Source organism: Williamsia sp. z71, from assembly GCF_059553375.1.
The window spans coordinates 1-19528 of the sequence record NZ_JCANWX010000009.1; the positions used below are offsets into that span (position 1 = coordinate 1).

Genomic DNA, 19528 nt, shown 5'->3' on the forward strand with positions numbered 1-19528 from the left:
TGCAAGACCAGACATGCGCATCAATGCGATGCCGGCAGGCACATCAAGAGCCAAACACCAGGTGACCAGGACCCAACCACCGCTCAGGCGGCAACACAAGAGTCACACTGAGGGCACATCATCGGGGGTTGGGGGTCGGGGGTTGGGGTCAGGCGATCTCGGCGAGGGCGGACAGGATCGGGTCGCGGAGTTCTGAGCGGCAGATGACGAAGTCGGGCATGAACGGGCTGCGGCGGTTGTATTCGAGTTCGGTGCCGTCGATGCGGCTGCAATGCAGTCCGGCGGCCTGGGCCACCCCGACCGGCGCGCAGTTGTCCCATTCGTACTGCCCGCCCGCGTGGACGTAGGCATCGGCGTCACCGCGGACGACGGCCATGGCCTTGGCGCCCGCCGAACCGATCGGGACCATGTCGAGTCCGAGGCGCTGTGAGACGTGGCCGGATTCGTAGGAGGCCCAACCGCGGGAGGCGACCATACGGCCGGTCAGCTCACCGGTGACGGTCGGCACGGTGTCGGTCGTGTAGATCTCGCCGGTGGCCGGCAGCGAGACCGCACAGTCCGCGGGCTGACCATCGATGGCCAGGGCGATGTGGACGGCCCAGTCGTTGCGTCCGGACGCGAACTCCCGGGTGCCGTCGAGCGGGTCGATGATCCAGACCCGGTCAGAGGTGAGTCGTTTGCCGGTGTCGGTGGCCTCTTCCGAGAGCACCGCGTCGGCCGGACGGTGCTGGGAGAGAACCGCACCGATCCAGGCCTGGGCCATTGCATCACCGACATCGCCGAGCAGATATCCGCTCAGCAGATGCTGATACCGGATGTCCACCAGGATCTTCCCGGCGCCTTCGGCCAACATCCTGGCCAACTCGGCATCGGTCACCGAACCACTGGAGCGCATCTGGTTACTAGAACATACTGTCCTCATGCCTGAGTTACCTGAGGTGCAGGCGATCGCCGACTATGTCGACGGCCGGGCTGCCGGATTACCGATTCGTCGCGTCGACGTGGCGTCGCTGGCGGTGCTCAAAACCGCCGATCCGCCGTATACGGCGCTGGCGGGACGGATCATCGAATCGGTGACCCGGATCGGGAAGTACCTGGTCATCACCACCGCCGCATCGGGTGACGGGGCCGACGGCGACGGACCGATCCACCTGATCATCCATCTGTCCCGGGCGGGTTGGCTGCGGTGGTCGGAGAATCTGTCCCCGGCGCCACCACGTCCGGGCGGCAAGGGGCCCATCGCGCTGCGCGTGCATTGCGGTCTGCCCGGTGAAGGATTCGACGTCACCGAGGCCGGCACCCAGAAACGGCTGGCGGTCTGGATCGTCCGGGACCCCGCCGAAGTGGAACGGATCAAGACACTCGGTCCCGATGTGTTGTCGCTGAACCGAGACGAACTGGCAGAGTTGCTGAAAACCTCGGGGGCGCGGATCAAGACGGTGCTGACCGATCAGAGAATCCTCTCCGGTGTGGGCAACGCGTACAGCGACGAGATCCTGCACACCGCCAAGTTGTCGCCCTTTGCGACCTCGAAAACGCTGACCCCCGAACAGGTCGACGCGCTGTACTCGGCGATCGGTGAGGTCCTGCGCGGTGCGATCGGGCGCCTCGAGGGCCAGGAGGTGGCAAAACTCAAGGGGGAGAAGAGGTCCGGTCTGCGGGTCCATGCCCGCACCGGTCTGCCCTGCCCGATCTGCGGTGACACCGTGCGGGAGGTCTCCTTCACCGACCGATCTTTCCAGTACTGCCCGACCTGCCAGACCGGTGGCAAGGTCCTGGCCGATCGCCGGATGTCGAGATTGCTCAAGTGAGTCGCGACCGCCTTCCGGCGGGTCTGCGGCTGGGCGAGATCCAGTTCATGGCCACCCACAACTCGTCGCACCGGTTGATGGCGCCCGACGAGCGATTCGGTGTGCTGATGGGATCGAATCTGGATTCGTACCGCTACGAACACCTTCCGCTCGATCGGCAGCTCGGTGAGCAGAACGTGAGGGGGATCGAACTGGACGTCTACCCCGATCCCGAGGGCGGGCGATACCGGCAACCGGTGGCGCGGGCGTGGCGGGGACGGGGACCCCGGCCCGAATCCCTGTGGGACGAACCGGGTTTCAAGATCATGCACGCCCCCGATGCCGACTATCGGACGAGTTGTCCGACGCTGCGGGGTGCCCTGCAGACGGTGCGGCGCTGGTCGGCCGCGCATCCCGGTCATGTCCCGGTGGTGATCCAACTCGAGCTCAAGGGCCCCTGGCCCCGGACCGTGCTGTTCGGAGGTGCGCGGGTGCCGCGGTGGACACCGGAGATACTCGAGTTGCTCGACGTGGAGATCCGGTCGGTCTTCGACGAGTCGGCGCTGCTCACACCCGACCGCGTCCGCGGCACCGCGCCCACCCTGGAACAGGCCGTGCTGGGCTCGGGATGGCCCGCGGTGGACGACGTCCGCGGAACTGTCCTGGTTTTCTTCGATTACGGCGACCGCACCTACATCCGCGACAACTACCGGATCGGCAGGCCGAGTCTGGAAGGCCGCGTCGCGTTCACGACTCCACCTCCCGGACAACCGGATTCGGCGTTCATGATGCACAACGATCCCCGCGGTCAGGGCTTCCTCCGAATTCGTGAGTTGGTGAATCGTGGATATCTGGTCCGGACCCGATCCGATGACCCGGTCTCGACCGCCAAAGCCGATGACCACCGGCGCCCGATGTTGGCGCTGGCCTCCGGTGCCCACATGATCAGCACCGACTTCCCGGTGCCCGGGTTGGCGTTCCGTTGGGGCGACGGCACATTTGTGTCCCGGCTGCCGGGCGGGTCGGCGGTGCGACCGAATCCGGTGACTGCGGCCGGCATCGGCGAAGGGTAGGTTGCCTGCCATGAGCCGTAACAGGATATTGATCACCGGTGCCAGCTCGGGATTGGGCGAGGGTATGGCCAAAACGTATGCGGCACAGGGGCGTGCATTGGCGCTGTGCGCACGGCGGACCGAGCGGCTCGACGAGTTGAAGTCCGAGCTCGGCGGGCAGGCCTCGCAGATCGCGGTGGCCGGGCTCGATGTGACCGACGTCGACGCCGTCCCGGTCGTCTTCGGTGCCCTGCGTGATGAGCTCGGCGGACTCGACCGGGTGATCGTGAACGCCGGCCTGGGCAAGGGCGCGCCGATCGGAACGGGCAAGGCCCACGCCAACCTCGAGACCGTGCGGACGAACCTGATCGGGGCGCTGGCGCAGATCGAGGCCGCGATGGAGATCTTCCGGGCGCAGAACTCCGGACATCTGGTGCTGATCAGCTCGATGAGCGCGGTACACGGACTCCCGAAGGCCCAGGCCGCGTATTCGGCGTCCAAGGCCGGACTGTCCGCACTGGGCGAGGGTCTGCAGGCGGAACTGGCCGGTTCGCCCATCAAGGTCAGCGTGATCCTGCCCGGCTACATCGCCACCGACATCAACGCCGGGGTGAAATCGAAGATGATGACCGACCGCGATACCGGGGTGGCGGCGCTGGTCGCGGCCATCGAGTCCGAACGCGGTCGGGCGGTGGTACCGCGCTGGCCGTGGACCGCGGTCGACCTGGCCCTACGCCATCTGCCGGCCGCGATCACCCGCCGGATGGTCTGATCGGCGTCGGCAGATCGTCGCCGGGAATCCGGTGTTCACCGTCAGTGAGCGGTCTGCGGCGGGCATCGAGAAGTCCGGTGGCACCGACCAGTCGAATTCACGCAGCATGCGGTGCATGACCGTGAGGACCTCCATCCGGGCAAAGTTCATGCCCAGGCATTTGTGCACCCCGCCGCCGAACGGCATCCACGCCATCCGATGCCTGCCGGCCTCGCGTTCGGAAACCAGGAAACGGTCGGGGTCGAAGCGGCCCGGGTCGGGCCACACGTCGTCGATGCGATGGTTCGCCCCCACCAGGACCACCACAAACGTCCCGGCCGGGATGTGGTGACCGCACAGTTCGGTGTCCTTCACGGCCGCGCGCGGCAGCACCGGGACCGGTGGTCGTAACCGGATCGCCTCTTTCATGACACGTTCCGCCAGCGGCATCGAGGCCAGGTCGTCGTAGGTGATCGTCTCCGGTAGCGCCTGCATCTCGGTCCGTACCCGATCGCGCCACGTGGGGCTCTTCGCGAGTTCGAAGGCGGTGGCCGTCAGTGCGATGGTCGCGGTGTCGTGGGCCGCGAAGATCATGAAGATCATGTGGTCGATCACCGCATCGTCACTGAGTCGATGACCGTCCACCTCCGCGCGGCACAGTTCGGACATCAGGTCGTCCCCGTCGCCGGTCCGCTTCGCGGTGACGAGGTCACCGAAGAACGTCTCGAGCCGTCGGCGGGACGACAGGCCACGACTCCACCGAAGTCCCGGTATCGGGAAGCGGACCAATGCTCCGCCGGCCTCGATCAGGTCGACACAGGCGCGGTTGAGCTCGATCGCCTCGGCACGGTCGAGTTCGACACCGGCGAACACCTCCAGGGCGATGTCCAACGTGAGGTTCTTGAACTCCGTGCGCAGGTCGACGGCAGGACCGACGGGAAGCGCCCGGATCGACCGACGCACCTTTGCCTCGACGTCCCGGTGGTAGGCGGTCAGCCGGTCGGCGGTGAACGCCTCTTGCATGATCCGCCGATCCCTATGGTGCTCCTCGAAGTCCATCAGGAGGATTCCCCGCTGGAAGAATCGTCCCAGCGCAAACCCGTAGACGGGCTCCGTGGAGAACGCCTTGTGGCGGTTCAATGTCAGCTCTTCGGCGGCGGCCGGCCCCTGTGCCACCACGATGTTGCGGCGCAGGGCAGTGGTCAGCGCGATGTCGCCGTGGTCCCGGCGGAGTGAGACCGCGAGATCCGCCGGTCGGCGGACCAGTCTGACCGTGGAGACCAGCGGGAGGCTTCGGGGGCCGAGAACCGCGCGCAATCCGGAACCGGGAGGTGGCGTGGACAAGACTTTGCTCATGGTTGATCCTTTCGATCTGGGTTCTCGTGCTGATGGGTGTCGATCGGTAGGTGTTCGGTGTCAACGGTCTGCAGGGACCGGCCGAAGTACGCTGGAATCGCGTTGGTCAGCGCGGAGGAGGCTTGGTGGTGCGTGTTCTCGTGGTCGAGGATGACGTTCGCGCGGCCGAGACGGTCCGGCGGATGCTGGTCAGCGATGGTTGGAGCGTGGTCATCGCCCGCGACGGTGCCGAGGGGCTGTGGCAGGGCACGGAGAACGACTTCGACGTGATCGTGCTCGACATCATGCTCCCGAAGCTGAACGGCTATCAGGTCATCAAAGAATTGCGCGGCCGGCATGTGTGGACCCCCGTTCTGATGCTCTCGGCAAAGGATGGCGAGTACGACCAGGCCGAGGCGCTCGACTACGGAGCCGACGACTACCTGGTCAAACCCTTTTCTGTGGTTGTTCTCAAGGCGCGATTGCGGGCATTGTTGCGGCGGGGGGTCCGGGAGCGGCCCGCGGTCCTGTCCGCGGGGTCGCTGCGCCTCAACCCGTCCGATCATGGCGTGCATCGCGGCGACGTCCCGATCAAACTGACCCCCCGTGAGTACTCGGTGCTCGAGTTCCTCATGCGCAACAAGGGTCGGGTGGTCACCAAAACGGAGATCATGCAGGCGATCTGGGACGTGAACTACGACGGTGATGTGAACATCGTCGAGGTGTACGTCCGATATCTCCGAAAACGGATCGATATCCCGTTCGGCGCCAACTCAATTCAGACGGTCCGGGGTGCCGGGTATTGTCTGGCCGACGGCTAGTGTGCCTTCTCGGCTGTCGCGAAGGGTGGGATCGTCCACCGGTGGAACCGTGGTCTCGGTTCGAATCGTCATCGCGAAGCATGCGCCGCCTCCCGGCGCCTCGGTGACGGTGATCGTCCCGCCGTGTGCGCGGGCGATCTCCATCGCGATCGGAAGTCCCAGACCCGACCCGACCTGATGGCGGCCACGATCGAGTTCGTGTCGGTAAAACCGGTCGAAGATCTTGTCCCGGACAGCTTCCGGGACACCGGGCCCATCATCGCTGACCTCGATGGTCGTGGTGGAGCGGTCGTTGTCCTTTTTCATCTTGATGGTGATCGTGGAGCTCGCGTGGTGGGCCGCGTTGTCGGTCAGATTACGGATCGCCCGCTGCAATTTGTCCGAGTCGCCGATGACCCGGATCGGTGTGACGTCGGCGACCACCTTTGCCAGGCCGAGCGACCGGAGTCGCTGGACCTCTGAACCGACGATGTCGTCGAGGTCGACCTCGTCGACCGTCAGCGGGATACCGCGTTCGTCGGCGCGGGCGAGTAGCAGTAGGTCGGCGACCATGGTGTTCATCCGCTGGGCTTCGGGCAACAGGATCGTGCGGACCGTGTCGACGTCGATCGGTGAATCGGTGTCGTCGGCCAGGTCGAGGATGCCGACCAGGGTGGTCAGTGGCGACCGCAACTCATGTGAGGCGTCGCCGACGAACTCGAGCTGGCTGGCCCGGCTCTTTTCGAGACGGTCGAGCATGGTGTTCATGGTGACCGCCAGCGTCGTCACCTCGTCGTCGGTCGAGGGCACCGGGACGCGGCGGCTCAGGTCCGAGCTGGTGATCGCCGATACCTGCTTGGTGATGCGGGTGACCGGGGCCAGGGCGCGGCCGACGAAGTAGTAGATGGCGGCTCCGGCGATCAGGATCACGATCGGGAACTCGATGGCCAGGATGGCGGCGGTATTCAGCAATGCCGATGCGTACACCTTGGTGGAGACGACCGTGATGACGCTGTAGCCGATCCCGTCGTATCGGGCACCGGTGATCTGCCCGCAGTAGTGTCCGGATCGCCCGGGTATGTCGACGTCGTCGATCCGCTGCGTCCGCCACCACCCCGGGGCCGCCGTCGAGATCGGTTCCTGGGTGGCACCTGGACTGCCGGCCACCACGACACCGTTCTGGTCGACGACCTGGATGATGTCGATACCTGTTGTGGTGAAGAGGAGATCAGGATCCACCGAGTCCAGACCTCCCTCGTTGATCTGATGCGCGATGTCATACGACCGGGTGCCGGTGGACTCGTACATCTGTCGGTCCTGGTACCGCTGCAACATGAACAACATGATGACGGCGCCGACGAACATGGCGATGGCAACGATGCAGGTCGCCACGATCGTGGAGCGCATTCGCACTCCCTGATTCCGGCGGAACATCGCGCGGACATTGCATGTCCTGGCCATCGGCAGGCCTTCCAGCTGTTGCTGCGGGTAGTCCCCAGAGTATGTCCGCCGATCGGCAGATACCAGGGGAACGCTTTCAGGAACCCTTCAGGCCGGCGGGCGCAGGGTTGGTTCATGACAGATCCACAGTCCGCGAAGGCAACGGTTGCCGACGTGATCATCCGGAGGCTCGGTGCCCTCGGTGTCGATCGGATATTCGGCGTACACGGTGCGAACATCGAAGACCTGTACGCCGCGGCACTGGCCGGCTCCGACGTCGAACCCGTTGTGGCCAAACATGAATTCTCGGCGGGGACCATGGCCGACGGGGCCGCCCGGCTCACCGGGAAGCCGGCGGCGGTGATGACCACCTCCGGTGGCGGCGCGATGAATGTGGTTGCGGCACTGGCCGAATCCTTCGACAGCCGGGTACCGGTGCTGGCTTTGATCGGTTCGGCTCCCACCGTACTCGAGGGTCACGGCGGCTTTCAGGACATGCTCAGTCCGCCGGACACCATCGATGCCATGTCGATATTCTCGGCCGTGACCGGTTTGTGTCTGAAAATCGATGCGCCGCAGCAAATCCATGCGGCCCTCAACTCCGCCGAAGAAGTTCTCGCGGCCAATCTCCCGGTCGCACTGATCATCCCGAAGGATGTCCAGAGTTCCCTGGTCGTCGACCGCCCACGGCTTCGATGTGTTCCCGACCGCACCGTCGCACCGGTCGCGGAGCTGGAAGAGGTCGCCGCAACGCTGTCCGAAGCGCGCGGCGCGGTCACGGTCCTGGCCGGTGAGGAGGCGTCCCGGCAACAGCTCGGAGATGACCTGGCCGACCTGGTCACCGCGGCCGAGGGGGTCCTGGCCGCCACACCGGGTGGTCGCGACGTCCTCGGTTCGGGCGTACCGACGGTGGGACTGACCGGTGTGATGGGACACCCGTCGGCAGCGGCCGCGGTCGCGAAGTCGGCCGTCCTGCTGGTGCTGGGGAGCCGCCTGAGCCTGACCGACCGGGCCGGCCTCGATACCGGCGACACCATCGTCATCCACCTCGGCGCCGAGTCGCCGACGATCGATGTGGACACCCATGTCCAGATCGCCGACCTACGGTGGGCGGTGCAGGTCATCACCAAGAACATCGACACCGGAGGGGGCCGGACGAGAAGGGTCAGGCCCGGGATCGAAGCGTTGCCGACCCCGGCGCGGGTGAGCCCCGGAGGCGCCGGGTTGCTGACGTCCATCCAGGTGATCCAGACCATCGGAGATCGGATACCGCTGGGTTCCAACGTCTTTGCCGACGCCGGTAATGTCGGCGCGGCGGCGATCCATCACCTGCCGGTGGACCGCGGCGGACGATTTGTCGTCGCGCTCGGTATGGGCGGCATGGGATACGCCTTCGGCGCCGCGATCGGCGCCGCGATGGTCACCGGTCGTCGTTCGGTGGTCCTGGCCGGAGATGGGGCATTTCTCATGCACGGCATGGAGATCCACACCGCCATCGAACACCGGTTGCCGCTGACCGTTGTCCTGTTCAACAACAATGCCCACGGAATGTGTGTGACCCGTGAACAGCTCTACTTCCCGAACACCCCGAGCGTCAATCGGTTTCGGCCCACCGACTTCGAGGCCGGACTCTCCGCGATGTTCCCCTCCCTGACCGTCGGTGGCGCCCGGTCACGTACCGAGCTGCTTGCCTGCGGCGACACCGCCTTCGACGGAGACGGCCCACATTGCCTCGTGGTGCAGACCGATCCGGACGAACTCCCACCTTTTGCCCCGTTTCTTGCCGCCCGTACAACACTCGAGGAGAACCGATGACCGTCACCCTGCCCGCGCTGGAAGACCTCGGCCACAATGCCGAAGGCCTCCCGGGTCTGCACCGGATCGAGACCCATGACCGGAAGAAGGCGACCCCGATCATCCTGGACATGCTCCGGTCGGTGTACCCCCATGACCAGGTGTTCGGTGAGTTCTGCCCGGTTCAGGCCTACGTCGATGCGCCGCCGCGCGAGCTCTTCGACTGGCTCTCCGACACCAGATCCCTGGAGGAGTGGACCTACAGCCTGCGGGGATTCACACCTACCGACGAACCGGGGCTGTGGGTCTCGCAGGACCGCCTCGGCGACGACACCAAGTGCTTCACCCGCACGGTCTCCCACGCCGACGCCATGACCGTCGACTACCACTGCGCCTGGGACCAGGGAAAACACCTGTGGATGATCTATCTGATGCGCGTGGTCGATGCGCAGGTGGTGCTGAACAAGCCGGGGTCGGTGGTGTTGTGGAACAACTGCAAACACCCGTTCTATGACGACAACGGCTATCCGGAGACGGCCCCGCCGGAGCGTCCGGTCTGGGTCGGCGACTTCTGGGACATGTTCTCCGCCGGACACCAACTCGAGATGGACAACCTCAAAGCCATTGCCGAATACCGCAATCACAACGGATTGCCGATCAAGCCAGAATGGATGAGCCGATGACACCCCCGACAGTCTCCCTGGTCGATGTCGCCAGTTACCTGCCCGAGAACCGGGTCCCGGCATCGTATTTCGCCCAGTATGCCGAATCCGATGATCTGGCAGACAACCTGATGTTCCGGGCGCCGGAGTACCGGCACCATGCGGATCCGGATGAGACCTCGGCCGAGATGATCGAACGCGCGATGTCCGGACTGCTGGACCGGCGCGGGTCCGAGGTCCTCGACGACGTCGACATCCTCATCACACACAGTCAGCTGCCGGAACTCCCGGTGGTGGGATGCGGTGGGGAGGTCTCGCAGCGACTCGGCATCAAACCGGAGTGGGTGATCGACGTCCACAACGGCGGATGCGCATCGTTCATCCACATGATGAAGATGGCCCAACAATTGATGATCGCCTCGGGTGCCCGAAAAGCGTTGATAGCCAATGCCCAGAACAGCGCCGGCCAGGTCTTCGTCCAGGATCAGGTCCGCGGCAAACCGCAGGCGTCGATTCCCGGTGACGGATCGAGTGTGGCGCTGCTGGAGATCAGCGATGACTCCCCGATCCTGGCCACCACCTGCCGGTCCTACGGCGAGTACGCCGGTGACATGACGTCGGTGGCGTACCCCCAACGAAAGTACTGGGAGGCCGGCCCGGGTCAGGTGCACATCGGATTCACCGAGACCAAGATCTCCAAGGTCCTCGCACGCGGCAATCGGCTGGTCCCGGAGGTCGCCTACGACGTTGCAGACAAGATCGGGGTCGCGACCAAAGACGTCGACTGGTTCGTCACCAATCAGCCCAACCGGATCTTCCTGCGCAACTGGCGCGACGCCCTGGAACTGCCGAAGGAGCGTCATCCGGATACGTTCGAGGAGTGCGGGAATCTGTTCGGCGTGGGTGTGCCACTGACGCTCGACACGGCGATCACCGACGGCCGCATCCAGGCCGGCGACATCGTGCTGATGGCGGCCTTCGCCCACGCCGGTGACTATGCGGCTGCCACCGCGATCCGATGGGGTGGGCGATGACCGCGCTGATCCCGTTGAATCTCAACGAAAGTCCCTATCCGCCCCTGCCCGGTGTTGCGGCAGCCCTACACGAGTGTGTCGGCAGCGCCAACCGGTATCCGGAGTTCATCCCGGACACCCTGCGTTCTCAAGTGGCCGATCACCTCGGTGTGCCCGGCGACTGGGTCAGTATCGGAGCCGGCGCGACCGGCCTGGCGTACCAGGTTCTGCAGGCATTTTGTCCGCCCGGTGGTCGGATGCTCACCGCGACACCGACTTTTGACGGCTACCCGATCCTGGCGGATCTCGCTGATGTGCATGTCGACGCGGTCGGATTGCGTGCGGACGGTGGCACGGACCTGCGGGCCATGGCGGCAGCGATCGGGGCCAGGACCAAGGTGGTGGTGCTGTGTTCGCCCCACAACCCCACCGGATCGGTCATCGATGAGCCCGCACTGCACGGCTTTCTGCGCCGCGTGCCCAAGGACGTGGTGGTGATCCTGGATCAGGCGTACTTCGAGTTCGCCGACTACACACCAGACCTGCATCTGTTGCTGCTCCATCACCCGAATGTCATTGTGCTGCGCACATTTTCCAAAGCGCACGGACTCGCTGCACTGCGGGTCGGTTATGCGGTCGGGGGTGCGCCGCTGATCGAGAAGGTGCGCCGATTCGAAGTTCCGTTCGCCGTGGGATCGGCGGCAGCGCTTGCCGTACCTGCGGCGTTGGCAGCCACCGACGCACTACGGCAACGGGTCCGGGTTGTCCGTGACGAGCGGACCCGGTTGCGGGCCGGCTTGCAGGAGATCGGGATCACGAGCCTGGCGAGTCAGGCGAACCATGTGTTCGTACCGTCGGAACGGCCGCAGGAACTGGCCGCCGAACTGCGGTGCGGCGGTGTGGCGGCGAAGGTGTGCGCGGTGCCCGGTGCACTGCGCGGCGTGCGGATCACCGTCGGCGATCGGGCCGCGACGGATTCGGTGGTCGCGGCGTTGACCGAGGAGCAGTCGGTCAGTGCGTGAGGTGTGCATCTCTGACGTTGGACAAGTATGAGTTCCAAAGACACTGAAATACAGTCGTTTTCGGCACGGTCGGCGGTGATTTCGGCACGGTCGGCGGTGGGGGCCGGGGCGTCGGATGGTGTACGCGGACCTGCCGACCGGATGTGGTCAACGGCTCGGGGTGGAGGACGTAGGCTGACACCCATGGCAAAAGATGATGGCGAGGTCCACGGACGCGGCGCGTTCCAGTTGTACGGATACGAGATGCAGGTCACGATGAGTGACCTCCTGTCCGACATCTTCGGTCGGGACGACATCACCTGTTACGCCGGCGATTGGCGCGGCGTTCTGTACTTCACCCTCGACAACGACCCCGCAGTCGATCCACAGCAGGTGGTCGGCTTCGATCCGTCGACCGGGGAGAGCGGAGAGCTGGCGACGCTGTCGGAGGTGATGGCGGCCGTCGACAACGGCGACATCGTCGAGGCCGTTGACGGCGCGGGGTTCGAGGCCTGGCTCGCCGAGACCGGGCACAAGAGCCTGCCGATGGGGACGTGCGCTCCCACCCTCGAACTCGAATTCATCGGGGGTGCACCCGATGTGCGGGTCAGCGAGCCCCGCGACATCGTGACCCACGTCGCCCTGGCCGCGGTCATGATGGGCCGGCTGGAAGTGCTCGGCGTGGAGCCCGGCGACCCGATCCCGGACGAGCTGTTCGACGAGTCTCGCTGGAACTGAGGACTATTCGTCGTCCTGCGCCACACCACCGGACATGGCCGAGGGGCCGAACTCCCGGACGCTGGGGTAGGGGAGCCGGATGTTGTTGGCCTCGTAGGCGGCCAGGATTTCCTTCCGGATCCGTCGCTGTAGCGCCCATTGGGCATTCGGCCGGGTCTTGAGCAGGATGCGCAAGGTGACCATGTCCGCCGAGATGTCCTGGACACCCAGCATTTCCGGAGGTCCGAGGACATCGTCGGCGACCGACTCGTCGGCCACCACCTGCTGCGCTGCTTCGAGGGCGACCTCCTGAGCGCGTTCGAGGTCCACGTTGTGTGCCACCGGGATCTCGATCCGCGCCACGGCGTAGTCCTGGCTCATGTTGCCGACCCGGATGATCTCGCCGTTGCGGACGTACCAGAGGGTGCCGTCGATGTCGCGGACGGTGGTGACCCGCAGGCCCACCGATTCGACCTCGCCGATCGCCTCACCGAGGTCGACGATGTCACCGACCCCGTATTGGTCCTCGAGCAGCATGAACACGCCGGAGACGAAGTCTTTCACCAGATTTTGGGCGCCGAAGCCGATGGCGAGGCCGACGAGCCCGGCGGAGGCGAGGAACGGGGCGATGTCGACCTCGAGAACGCTCAGGCAGGTCAGTACCACCCAGACCAGGATCACGATCGAGGCCGTCGACTTGAGGACCGATCCGATGGTCTCGGCGCGCTGCTGACGTCGCTGCGCGACCTTCGGATCCCGCAGGGACCTGGGTGTCCGTTCCCGGAGGTGCCGCAGCAGCGCCGGCTGTGCGTGGGGGTTGCGGGAGTCCGCCGGTGGACGCCGCGTGGCCCGGTCGATCACCCGGTTCGCGACATACCGGGCGAGCAGTCCGGCAACGATGTACACGACTATGCGGATCGGGTTCTCGATGAGCCAAAGTCGGTTGGTCTCAGTCCATTCGAACGCGGAGTACGAGCTCGCCAGAGTGCTCAGGGGTTGGGCAGTCATTCATCTGACCGTACGTACTTTGTGTCATCTGTCCAAACGCCGCGATGCAAAGTCGGGGTCGATCACCAATAGGTCGCGGCCAGTTCCCAGTGTCCGAGTGCCTTGTTGATCAATTCATGTAGGTCGTCACTGGTTGCAACTGCCGGGTCGGGGATCGCCAGGGCGATGGTGATCACCCCATCCGACGTCGCCGCCCAGCCGGACACGGACGTCCGCGTCGTCCGCGTGGCCTGGGCGGCCAGTCTCGGATGTACGGAGCGGGCCGCGATCACCTGGCCGCGATGACCGGCCAGCATCGACAGGATGCCGTCGAGCCGACCGAGGTTGGAGGCCAGACCATCTCGCGAGCCAGGGTCGGGTACGAGGGCATGCGCGGCGCGGTGTCCGATGACCTGCAACAGTTCGGCGGGCATGCCCGCCGGCGGTCCCATCCCGGACTCGGCGCCGGCTGCGGCGTAACCGGCTCGGGCCCGCCGGCGTAGCAGGGGCAGGTCATGGCATTCGTCGATCGAGCTGACGGCGATCGCGGCGGCCGCCAGAGAGTTTGCCTCGCCGCCGCTCTGGGCAACCGGTATCGAGAGATCAACGGGGCCCGAACCCCGGATCTGCAGTACGAGTTCGCCGATCAGCGACGTGAACAGGGTATTCGGCGTGCCACCGTGCTGCGTGGCGGTCGCGGTCCAGGCGGCGGCATCCACGGAGAAGATGGCTGTCGGCTCTCGCCACTGCGGTGACCCGAAGGCCTTGGAAGGCCCAGCGGGAGGGCGTTTGGCGGCAGCGAACAGCTCGGCGCGGTGCTCTCGATCCCGGCAGCCCTTCCAGAGACTTCGCGCGACGCCGCCGACCACGATCCGGAGCTGCGAGGCTGCGTCCCGGAGATCATCGACGAGCCCGGGTGACGACGGGGACCCGGTCGTCCCGGAAAGCTGCTGTGCGGCGGTGCTTTGGTCCGCGGCGATACCGGCGGCCACCACCAGTGATCGCGCGTCGGCGACCACGTGCGAGCAGACCAGCGAGACGATGCTGCCGCCGGTCTCGAGCCGGGCGACCGACAACTCCCACACCGGACCCGAACCGATGTCGAGATCGGTGTTCCCGCGCTCGTCGGCCCAGGCGGTGATGGTCCCCGGAGCCAGGGGTCCGGGCTCTTCGTAGATCGGTGCCACCTCGGCGTCGGGGACAAAGGCGTTGCGGGCGGGCCAGATCCGCGGCCGGACGACCCGCCGGTTCAGTGGGCCGATCGCCAAGGCGCGATGCGCCGGCTCGAGGTCGGCCGCGGTCAGAACCGCCTCGAAACGCCAGAGTCCTTGCATGTAGAGGGGAAGGCCCAGGCCCTGATGGGTCCGCCAGAAGATGTCATCTGGCACACCGAGTCGCTCGCTCCGGACCCCGGGGCGGGTGGTATCGCCGGACCTTCCCCTGCGTTTCATGCGTTGCGGCCGCGATGTGTTCGATACCAGCGCAGTAGCGAATCGGTGGACGAATCATCCTGGGTCCGCGGCGAATCGGCTTCGGTGATCGTCTTCAACAGCTCGGAGGCCTGGGTCTTCCCGAGTTGGACACCCCACTGATCGAAACTGTTGATGCCCCAGATGGCACCTTCGACGAACACCTGGTGTTCGTAGAGTGCGATCAGTTGCCCGACAACCGACGGGGTGAGCTTGGGCGCCAGGATCGATGTGGTCGGACGGTTGCCCGGCATCACCTTGTGTGCGACCACATGTGGGTCGACACCCTCGGCGGCGACCTCGTCCGCGGTCTTGCCGAACGCCAGCACCTTGGTCTGTGCGAAGAAGTTGCTCATCAGCAGGTCATGCATGCTGCCGGTGCCATCGGCGGTCGGCAGATCGTCTGTGGGCTCGGCAAAGCCGATGAAATCGGCCGGGATCATCCTGGTGCCCTGGTGCAGCAGTTGATAGAAGGCGTGCTGTCCATTGGTACCGGGCTCGCCCCAGAAGATCTCACCGGTGTTGGTGGTCACGTGATGGCCTTCGATGTCGACCGATTTGCCGTTCGATTCCATCGTCAGTTGCTGCAGATAGGCGGGAAAGCGTGCCAGGTCGTTGGAGTAGGGCAGGACCGCCCGCGATGAGGTGTCCCAGAAGTTGGAGTACCACAACCCGATCAGGCCCAGGATCACCGGCGCGTTCTGATGCAGTGGCGCGGTGAGGAAGTGGTGATCGACGATGTTGAATCCGTGGAGGAACTCGGCGAAGGACTCTTTGCCGATCGCCGCCATCACCGAGAGCCCGATGGCCGAATCCACCGAGTATCGGCCACCCACCCAGTCCCAGAAGCCGAACATGTTGGCGGTGTCGATCCCGAATTCGGAGACCTTCTCGGCGTTGGTGCTCACTGCGACAAAGTGTTTCGCAACGGCCTCGGGGCCGGCACCCAGCTTCTCGAGCAGCCACGTCCGGGCCGCCGAGGCGTTGGTCAACGTCTCGAGGGTGGTGAACGTCTTGGACGCGACGATGAACAGCGTGGTCTCCGCGTCGAGCCCGTCGAGTGCGGCGACCAGGTCGGCGGGATCGACATTGGAGACGAACTCGCAGCGGATGTCGGTGTCGACGTAGTGGCGCAGCGCTTTGTAGACCATCACCGGGCCGAGGTCGGAACCGCCGATACCGATGTTCACCACGGTTTTGATCGGCTTGCCGGTGTGGCCCTTCCACTCCCCGGACCGCAGCTTGTCGGTGAACTCGCCCATCGCGTCCAGGACTGCGTGGACATCGGCGACCACGTCCTGGCCGTCGACCTTGAGGGTGGCATCGCGGGGGAGTCGCAGTGCGGTGTGCAGGACCGCGCGGTCCTCGGAGGTGTTGATGTGCTCGCCCCAGAACATCGCGTCGCGCTTCTCGGTGACGCCGGTCTGGCGGGCCAGATCGAGCAGCAGGTCCAGGGTCTCGCGCAGTACCCGATGCTTGGAATAGTCGATGTGCAGATCGCCGACGTCGATGGTGAGATCGCTTCCGCGCGTGGGGTCGACGGCGAAGATCTCCCGCAGATGCATCGCGTACACATGTGGCTGATGCGCAGACAGTTCCTGCCAGGGCTGTGACCCGGTCAGATCGAACTTTCGGTTTGGCTCAGTCGGAACGCTCGTCATCGTGACAGCCCCTTCATCGGTGGTGCGAATGTGCTTCTTCACTGCCGTACCTCGACCATCAGCCTAGTCAGACTGTTCATCTCGGGTGGCGGCGAGCACACCGACTCGATCAAGCGGCCTAGCATCGGGTTCCATGAGCTGCTGCACACCTGCCTCCGGGTCGGGTCAGGACGATGCGACACCGGCGATCGAGGCCACCGGCATTCACCGGGTCCCGCAGGTGGCGATCACGGCCGGTGATTTCGTGATGGGCGACCACACCGGCGACGGGTTCGCCGCCGACGGCGAACTGCCGTTGCACGAGGTGTCGGTGAGTGCGTTCACGATGGACACACACCCGGTCACCATCGCGGACTTCGCGGAGTTCGCAGGGCAGACCGGCTATCTGACGGTCGCCGAGCAACAGGGTTTCTCGGCGGTGTTCCACCTGCTCGTCGCGCCGGGAGGCGAGGTGATCGATCGCTACCCCGATGCGCCGTGGTGGCTCGCCGTGGCGGGCGCGAACTGGCGTGCGCCGTTCGGGAATGGCTCGGGTGTCGACGGCCTCGATGATCATCCCGCGGTGCACATCAGTTGGGTTGATGCCCAGGCCTATTGCCAGTGGTCCGGCCGCGGCCTGCCCACCGAGGCGCAATGGGAGTACGCGGCCCGTGGGGGCCTGGCCGGTGCCCGATATCCCTGGGGTGATGAGTTGATGGCGGACGACGGCAGCTGGTTGTGCAACATCTGGCAGGGGGATTTTCCCGACCGCAACACGGCGGACGACGGATACCTCGGGACGGCGCCGGTGCGCAGCTATGTGCCCAACGGATTCGGGTTGTGGCAGATGGCGGGCAACGTCTGGGAGTGGTGCGCCGACCGCTTCGATCCGCGGTACTACCGCAACGCCGACCACCAGGACCCGCAAGGACCGCCACGGGGCCGGTCGCGGGTTCTGCGGGGCGGCTCCTACCTGTGCCACGACTCGTACTGCAACCGGTACCGGAACTCCGCCCGCTCACACAACACGCCGGTCTCCTCGATGGGCAACGCCGGTTTTCGCACGGTCGGCGCGCCCGCGGAAGGTACCTGAACCAATCGATCGGTCAGGCCACCAGCGCATGGTCGGCGACCGGCCAGGCCCCGACCGTGGTCACCGTGTGCCGGCGGCTGTCGAGTTTTGCCGCCCGGACGTGATCGTGGAGCCATCCGGCCGCGTCGTCGGGATGACGGTGGGCCATGACCGCCGCTGCGAAGGCCAGGGCCGCGCTGTCCGCGACGACGCTGACACGGTCCAGGATCGTCGCCGTCCGGCACGGATCGATGGCCGCCAGGTCGGCGGAGCTCACCTGGGCGAGTGCGCCGCCCGCCGAGGAGGTCACCGGGCCGACCTGGATCGTCACCGGGCCGCCGAGCGTGTCGGTCAGCAGTCGGCTGGTCCGGTCGGCGAGGAACGCGCGGGCCGTGGTCATCAGTTCGAGGCGACCTCCGGCCGGGATGGTCACCGTTCCCCGTCCGAGTTGAACTCGGTGCCACGCCGGGATCGGCGGATCGGTGTCCGGGCAGTGGACCACGCCCGATGCGTCGTCGGTCAGATCGGCGAAGTAGAGGGCCTCGATGATCAGCTGATCGAGCAGCGACGAGACGAGTACGGGTTGGCCGTTCGCGAGATCGACCGCCTCGATCTCGGCGGATCCGCAGTCGCGGTTGACGGTGGTATCGAGGCGGGCGGCGACCGCCGCGGTGTGCTCGACGGCGCGGTCGAGCAGCGCCGGGTCGGCGACCGACACGACGACGTCGGTGCCGAGCCCGCTGATGGCGGCGTTGTCCGGCATGGTGCACCTCGCCCGTCTCGGAGTTCGTTGACTGACCACCACTGTCGTCTCCGAACCTGGCAGGCGTCTGTGAGGAGACGATGAGCACCCTGACGGAATTCCGGCACAACGCCGGCGTCAAACGAGTCTGGGCGCCGGCGAGGTTTATCGTGTCGCCGCGCGACGTCGTGTTCTGGAGTGGGCATCCGGAGCGGAGCGTTCGAGCGACTGCTTGTTGACGGCCACGAATTTTTGCAGCAGGGCGCGCAGGGCGGCGACGTCGTCGATCGTGAAGGTTTTGAGCATGTCGGCATGCCAGTGGGCGGCATTTTCGTCGAGCCGATGGAGGGTGTCGCGTCCCTGGGCGGTCAACTGAACCAGCGGTGATGTCTTGTGGTCCGGGTTCGGTGCGAACTCGACAAAGCCCTCGCGTTCGAGTTCGGCGGCGACGCGCTGGGTGTTTTGCCTGGTGACACCAAGGCGGCGAGCGATCTGGGGAACTGTCAGCGGGGCCGTCTCGATCACCCACATGGTCTGCCAGTGGCTCTGGGTCTGGCCTTCTTGGGCAGCCATGCTCTCGCCGAGACGGCGACCGACTCCGGCCGCCTCGAACAACTCTGAGTACAGGATCCCCATCTCCGTCGACGCGTCATTGACCATGGACGAACGGTACCAGCATGCCAAGAGACATCGGATATGTCCGGAAAATCCAAAATGGTAACCATGCGACATCTTGACAATAAGTTGTCAGAATCTTATTTTGGTTCCATCACGTCACATCTCTTCGCAGTAATTCCGGAAAACAGGAGGATTTCCATGAGTACAAGCACTGACACCGTCGTGGCGGCCCAGCGGCGCGGGACTGACCTACGCCCTGCGGTCGGTGGGTTCCCTTATTGGGCAGAGGCTTTGAGGCAGGCGGGAGTGACTCGGTACTACTTTGACGTCAACTCGCGCGCGAGCGCGTTTGTGACGGCGACCGGCTCTGTTCTGCAGCCCGGCACGACGGCCGGGGAGGATGTCGTCGACATTCCGGCCTACGACGAGGCGGCAGTCGTGGAAGCAATACGTACCAATCAGGCCGGGCGGAGCACCTTCCCGGAGTTCGTGGACTCGATCTGGTCGGCGGGTGTGATGCGGTTCGAGGTCGACTTCGGCGAACGCGTATGCACCTACCACGCGCCGGCCGGCGAACAGTATCGCGAGATTTACCAACCGGCCACGCTGCCGTCGCACAACTGACCAAAACAACCTCGCAGCAAT

The 19528-nt window shown here is 65.5% G+C and carries 19 protein-coding genes; 11 read left to right on the forward strand and 8 right to left on the reverse strand.

The genetic code is table 11. The features are described 5' to 3' along the window. Nucleotides 1-148: 148 nt before the first annotated feature. Nucleotides 149-895 (reverse strand): 3'(2'),5'-bisphosphate nucleotidase CysQ, encoded by a 747-nt coding sequence (locus AC51GR_RS20695; protein WP_496326540.1) that lies wholly within the window; start codon nucleotides 893-895, stop codon nucleotides 149-151. A gap of 25 nt (nucleotides 896-920) precedes the next feature. Here AC51GR_RS20695 and AC51GR_RS20700 point away from each other — a divergent pair, with 25 nt between their 5' ends. Genes AC51GR_RS20700 through AC51GR_RS20710 form a run of 3 tightly spaced genes read left to right on the forward strand, consistent with a single transcriptional unit; the run spans nucleotide 921 to nucleotide 3614 of the window. Continuing rightward, nucleotides 921-1811 carry an Fpg/Nei family DNA glycosylase gene (locus AC51GR_RS20700; RefSeq protein WP_496326541.1) on the forward strand — a complete coding sequence of 297 codons (891 nt, stop codon included), beginning with the start codon at nucleotides 921-923 and terminating at the stop codon, nucleotides 1809-1811. Further along, nucleotides 1808-2863, forward strand: a complete 1056-nt coding sequence (locus AC51GR_RS20705) for a Ca2+-dependent phosphoinositide-specific phospholipase C (RefSeq protein ID WP_496326542.1) — start codon at nucleotides 1808-1810, stop codon at nucleotides 2861-2863. The genes AC51GR_RS20700 and AC51GR_RS20705 overlap by 4 nt, the downstream gene beginning before the upstream one ends. A gap of 10 nt (nucleotides 2864-2873) precedes the next feature. Continuing rightward, entirely contained in the window at nucleotides 2874-3614 is a 741-nt protein-coding gene (locus AC51GR_RS20710) for an SDR family oxidoreductase (RefSeq protein WP_496326543.1), read from the forward strand. On the opposite strand, the gene AC51GR_RS20715 is transcribed toward AC51GR_RS20710, so the two are convergent. After that, nucleotides 3573-4949, reverse strand: a complete 1377-nt coding sequence (locus AC51GR_RS20715) for a cytochrome P450 (RefSeq protein ID WP_496326544.1) — start codon at nucleotides 4947-4949, stop codon at nucleotides 3573-3575. The two genes, AC51GR_RS20710 and AC51GR_RS20715, sit on opposite strands and share 42 nt — an antisense overlap. A gap of 128 nt (nucleotides 4950-5077) precedes the next feature. Here AC51GR_RS20715 and AC51GR_RS20720 point away from each other — a divergent pair, with 128 nt between their 5' ends. Next, nucleotides 5078-5749 (forward strand): response regulator transcription factor, encoded by a 672-nt coding sequence (locus AC51GR_RS20720; protein ID WP_496326753.1) that lies wholly within the window; start codon nucleotides 5078-5080, stop codon nucleotides 5747-5749. Here the strand turns inward: AC51GR_RS20720 and AC51GR_RS20725 are convergent. Then, nucleotides 5702-7135, reverse strand: coding sequence for a sensor histidine kinase (locus AC51GR_RS20725; RefSeq protein WP_496326545.1), 1434 nt, complete (start codon nucleotides 7133-7135; stop codon nucleotides 5702-5704). The two genes, AC51GR_RS20720 and AC51GR_RS20725, sit on opposite strands and share 48 nt — an antisense overlap. Nucleotides 7136-7303: 168 nt before the next feature. On the opposite strand from AC51GR_RS20725, the gene AC51GR_RS20730 reads away from it, so the two are divergent. From AC51GR_RS20730 to AC51GR_RS20750, 5 genes are all read left to right on the forward strand, one after another. Then, nucleotides 7304-8983 carry a thiamine pyrophosphate-binding protein gene (locus tag AC51GR_RS20730; RefSeq protein ID WP_496326546.1) on the forward strand — a complete coding sequence of 560 codons (1680 nt, stop codon included), beginning with the start codon at nucleotides 7304-7306 and terminating at the stop codon, nucleotides 8981-8983. Further along, complete coding sequence (locus tag AC51GR_RS20735) at nucleotides 8980-9645, forward strand: SRPBCC family protein (RefSeq protein WP_496326547.1); 666 nt, start codon at nucleotides 8980-8982, stop codon at nucleotides 9643-9645. The genes AC51GR_RS20730 and AC51GR_RS20735 overlap by 4 nt, the downstream gene beginning before the upstream one ends. Beyond that, entirely contained in the window at nucleotides 9642-10658 is a 1017-nt protein-coding gene (locus AC51GR_RS20740; RefSeq protein ID WP_496326548.1) for a 3-oxoacyl-ACP synthase III family protein, read from the forward strand. The genes AC51GR_RS20735 and AC51GR_RS20740 overlap by 4 nt, the downstream gene beginning before the upstream one ends. Further along, complete coding sequence (locus AC51GR_RS20745) at nucleotides 10655-11659, forward strand: pyridoxal phosphate-dependent aminotransferase (RefSeq protein WP_496326549.1); 1005 nt, start codon at nucleotides 10655-10657, stop codon at nucleotides 11657-11659. The genes AC51GR_RS20740 and AC51GR_RS20745 overlap by 4 nt, the downstream gene beginning before the upstream one ends. Nucleotides 11660-11842: 183 nt before the next feature. Continuing rightward, nucleotides 11843-12376: a hypothetical protein gene (locus AC51GR_RS20750; RefSeq protein ID WP_496326550.1), complete on the forward strand. Its 534-nt coding sequence runs from the start codon at nucleotides 11843-11845 to the stop codon at nucleotides 12374-12376. Between the two features lie 3 nt (nucleotides 12377-12379). Here AC51GR_RS20750 and AC51GR_RS20755 read toward each other — a convergent pair whose 3' ends face one another. The 3 genes from AC51GR_RS20755 to pgi form a co-directional block, all read right to left on the reverse strand. After that, a complete protein-coding gene (locus tag AC51GR_RS20755) occupies nucleotides 12380-13363 on the reverse strand; it encodes a mechanosensitive ion channel family protein (RefSeq protein ID WP_496326551.1) in 984 nt (327 codons plus the stop codon). A gap of 62 nt (nucleotides 13364-13425) precedes the next feature. Continuing rightward, nucleotides 13426-14730 (reverse strand): hypothetical protein, encoded by a 1305-nt coding sequence (locus AC51GR_RS20760; protein ID WP_496326552.1) that lies wholly within the window; start codon nucleotides 14728-14730, stop codon nucleotides 13426-13428. A gap of 59 nt (nucleotides 14731-14789) precedes the next feature. After that, nucleotides 14790-16472 (reverse strand): glucose-6-phosphate isomerase, encoded by a 1683-nt coding sequence (gene pgi / locus AC51GR_RS20765; protein WP_496326754.1) that lies wholly within the window; start codon nucleotides 16470-16472, stop codon nucleotides 14790-14792. Between the two features lie 133 nt (nucleotides 16473-16605). On the opposite strand from pgi, the gene AC51GR_RS20770 reads away from it, so the two are divergent. Then, nucleotides 16606-17544: a formylglycine-generating enzyme family protein gene (locus tag AC51GR_RS20770; protein WP_496326553.1), complete on the forward strand. Its 939-nt coding sequence runs from the start codon at nucleotides 16606-16608 to the stop codon at nucleotides 17542-17544. A 13-nt stretch (nucleotides 17545-17557) separates the two neighbouring features. Here AC51GR_RS20770 and AC51GR_RS20775 read toward each other — a convergent pair whose 3' ends face one another. Together AC51GR_RS20775 and AC51GR_RS20780 are read right to left on the reverse strand one after the other, a co-directional pair. Continuing rightward, nucleotides 17558-18286, reverse strand: a complete 729-nt coding sequence (locus AC51GR_RS20775; protein WP_496326554.1) for a hypothetical protein — start codon at nucleotides 18284-18286, stop codon at nucleotides 17558-17560. Nucleotides 18287-18430: 144 nt separating this feature from the next. Further along, nucleotides 18431-18925, reverse strand: a complete 495-nt coding sequence (locus tag AC51GR_RS20780) for a MarR family winged helix-turn-helix transcriptional regulator (protein WP_496326555.1) — start codon at nucleotides 18923-18925, stop codon at nucleotides 18431-18433. 156 nt (nucleotides 18926-19081) lie between these two features. Here AC51GR_RS20780 and AC51GR_RS20785 point away from each other — a divergent pair, with 156 nt between their 5' ends. After that, nucleotides 19082-19507: a DUF1398 family protein gene (locus AC51GR_RS20785; RefSeq protein WP_496326556.1), complete on the forward strand. Its 426-nt coding sequence runs from the start codon at nucleotides 19082-19084 to the stop codon at nucleotides 19505-19507. The last annotated feature ends 21 nt before the right edge of the window (nucleotides 19508-19528 follow it).

Coding starts and splice junctions, on each gene's coding strand:
- AC51GR_RS20695 (WP_496326540.1), bottom strand. CDS start 895: ATGCGCTCCAGTGGTTCGGTGACCGATGCCGAGTTGGCCAGGATGTTG.
- AC51GR_RS20700 (WP_496326541.1), top strand. CDS start 921: ATGCCTGAGTTACCTGAGGTGCAGGCGATCGCCGACTATGTCGACGGC.
- AC51GR_RS20710 (WP_496326543.1), top strand. CDS start 2,874: ATGAGCCGTAACAGGATATTGATCACCGGTGCCAGCTCGGGATTGGGC.
- AC51GR_RS20715 (WP_496326544.1), bottom strand. CDS start 4,949: ATGAGCAAAGTCTTGTCCACGCCACCTCCCGGTTCCGGATTGCGCGCG.
- AC51GR_RS20725 (WP_496326545.1), bottom strand. CDS start 7,135: ATGCGCTCCACGATCGTGGCGACCTGCATCGTTGCCATCGCCATGTTC.
- AC51GR_RS20730 (WP_496326546.1), top strand. CDS start 7,304: ATGACAGATCCACAGTCCGCGAAGGCAACGGTTGCCGACGTGATCATC.
- AC51GR_RS20735 (WP_496326547.1), top strand. CDS start 8,980: ATGACCGTCACCCTGCCCGCGCTGGAAGACCTCGGCCACAATGCCGAA.
- AC51GR_RS20740 (WP_496326548.1), top strand. CDS start 9,642: ATGACACCCCCGACAGTCTCCCTGGTCGATGTCGCCAGTTACCTGCCC.
- AC51GR_RS20745 (WP_496326549.1), top strand. CDS start 10,655: ATGACCGCGCTGATCCCGTTGAATCTCAACGAAAGTCCCTATCCGCCC.
- AC51GR_RS20750 (WP_496326550.1), top strand. CDS start 11,843: ATGGCAAAAGATGATGGCGAGGTCCACGGACGCGGCGCGTTCCAGTTG.
- AC51GR_RS20755 (WP_496326551.1), bottom strand. CDS start 13,363: ATGACTGCCCAACCCCTGAGCACTCTGGCGAGCTCGTACTCCGCGTTC.
- pgi (WP_496326754.1), bottom strand. CDS start 16,472: ATGACGAGCGTTCCGACTGAGCCAAACCGAAAGTTCGATCTGACCGGG.
- AC51GR_RS20770 (WP_496326553.1), top strand. CDS start 16,606: ATGAGCTGCTGCACACCTGCCTCCGGGTCGGGTCAGGACGATGCGACA.
- AC51GR_RS20775 (WP_496326554.1), bottom strand. CDS start 18,286: ATGCCGGACAACGCCGCCATCAGCGGGCTCGGCACCGACGTCGTCGTG.
- AC51GR_RS20780 (WP_496326555.1), bottom strand. CDS start 18,925: ATGGTCAATGACGCGTCGACGGAGATGGGGATCCTGTACTCAGAGTTG.
- AC51GR_RS20785 (WP_496326556.1), top strand. CDS start 19,082: ATGAGTACAAGCACTGACACCGTCGTGGCGGCCCAGCGGCGCGGGACT.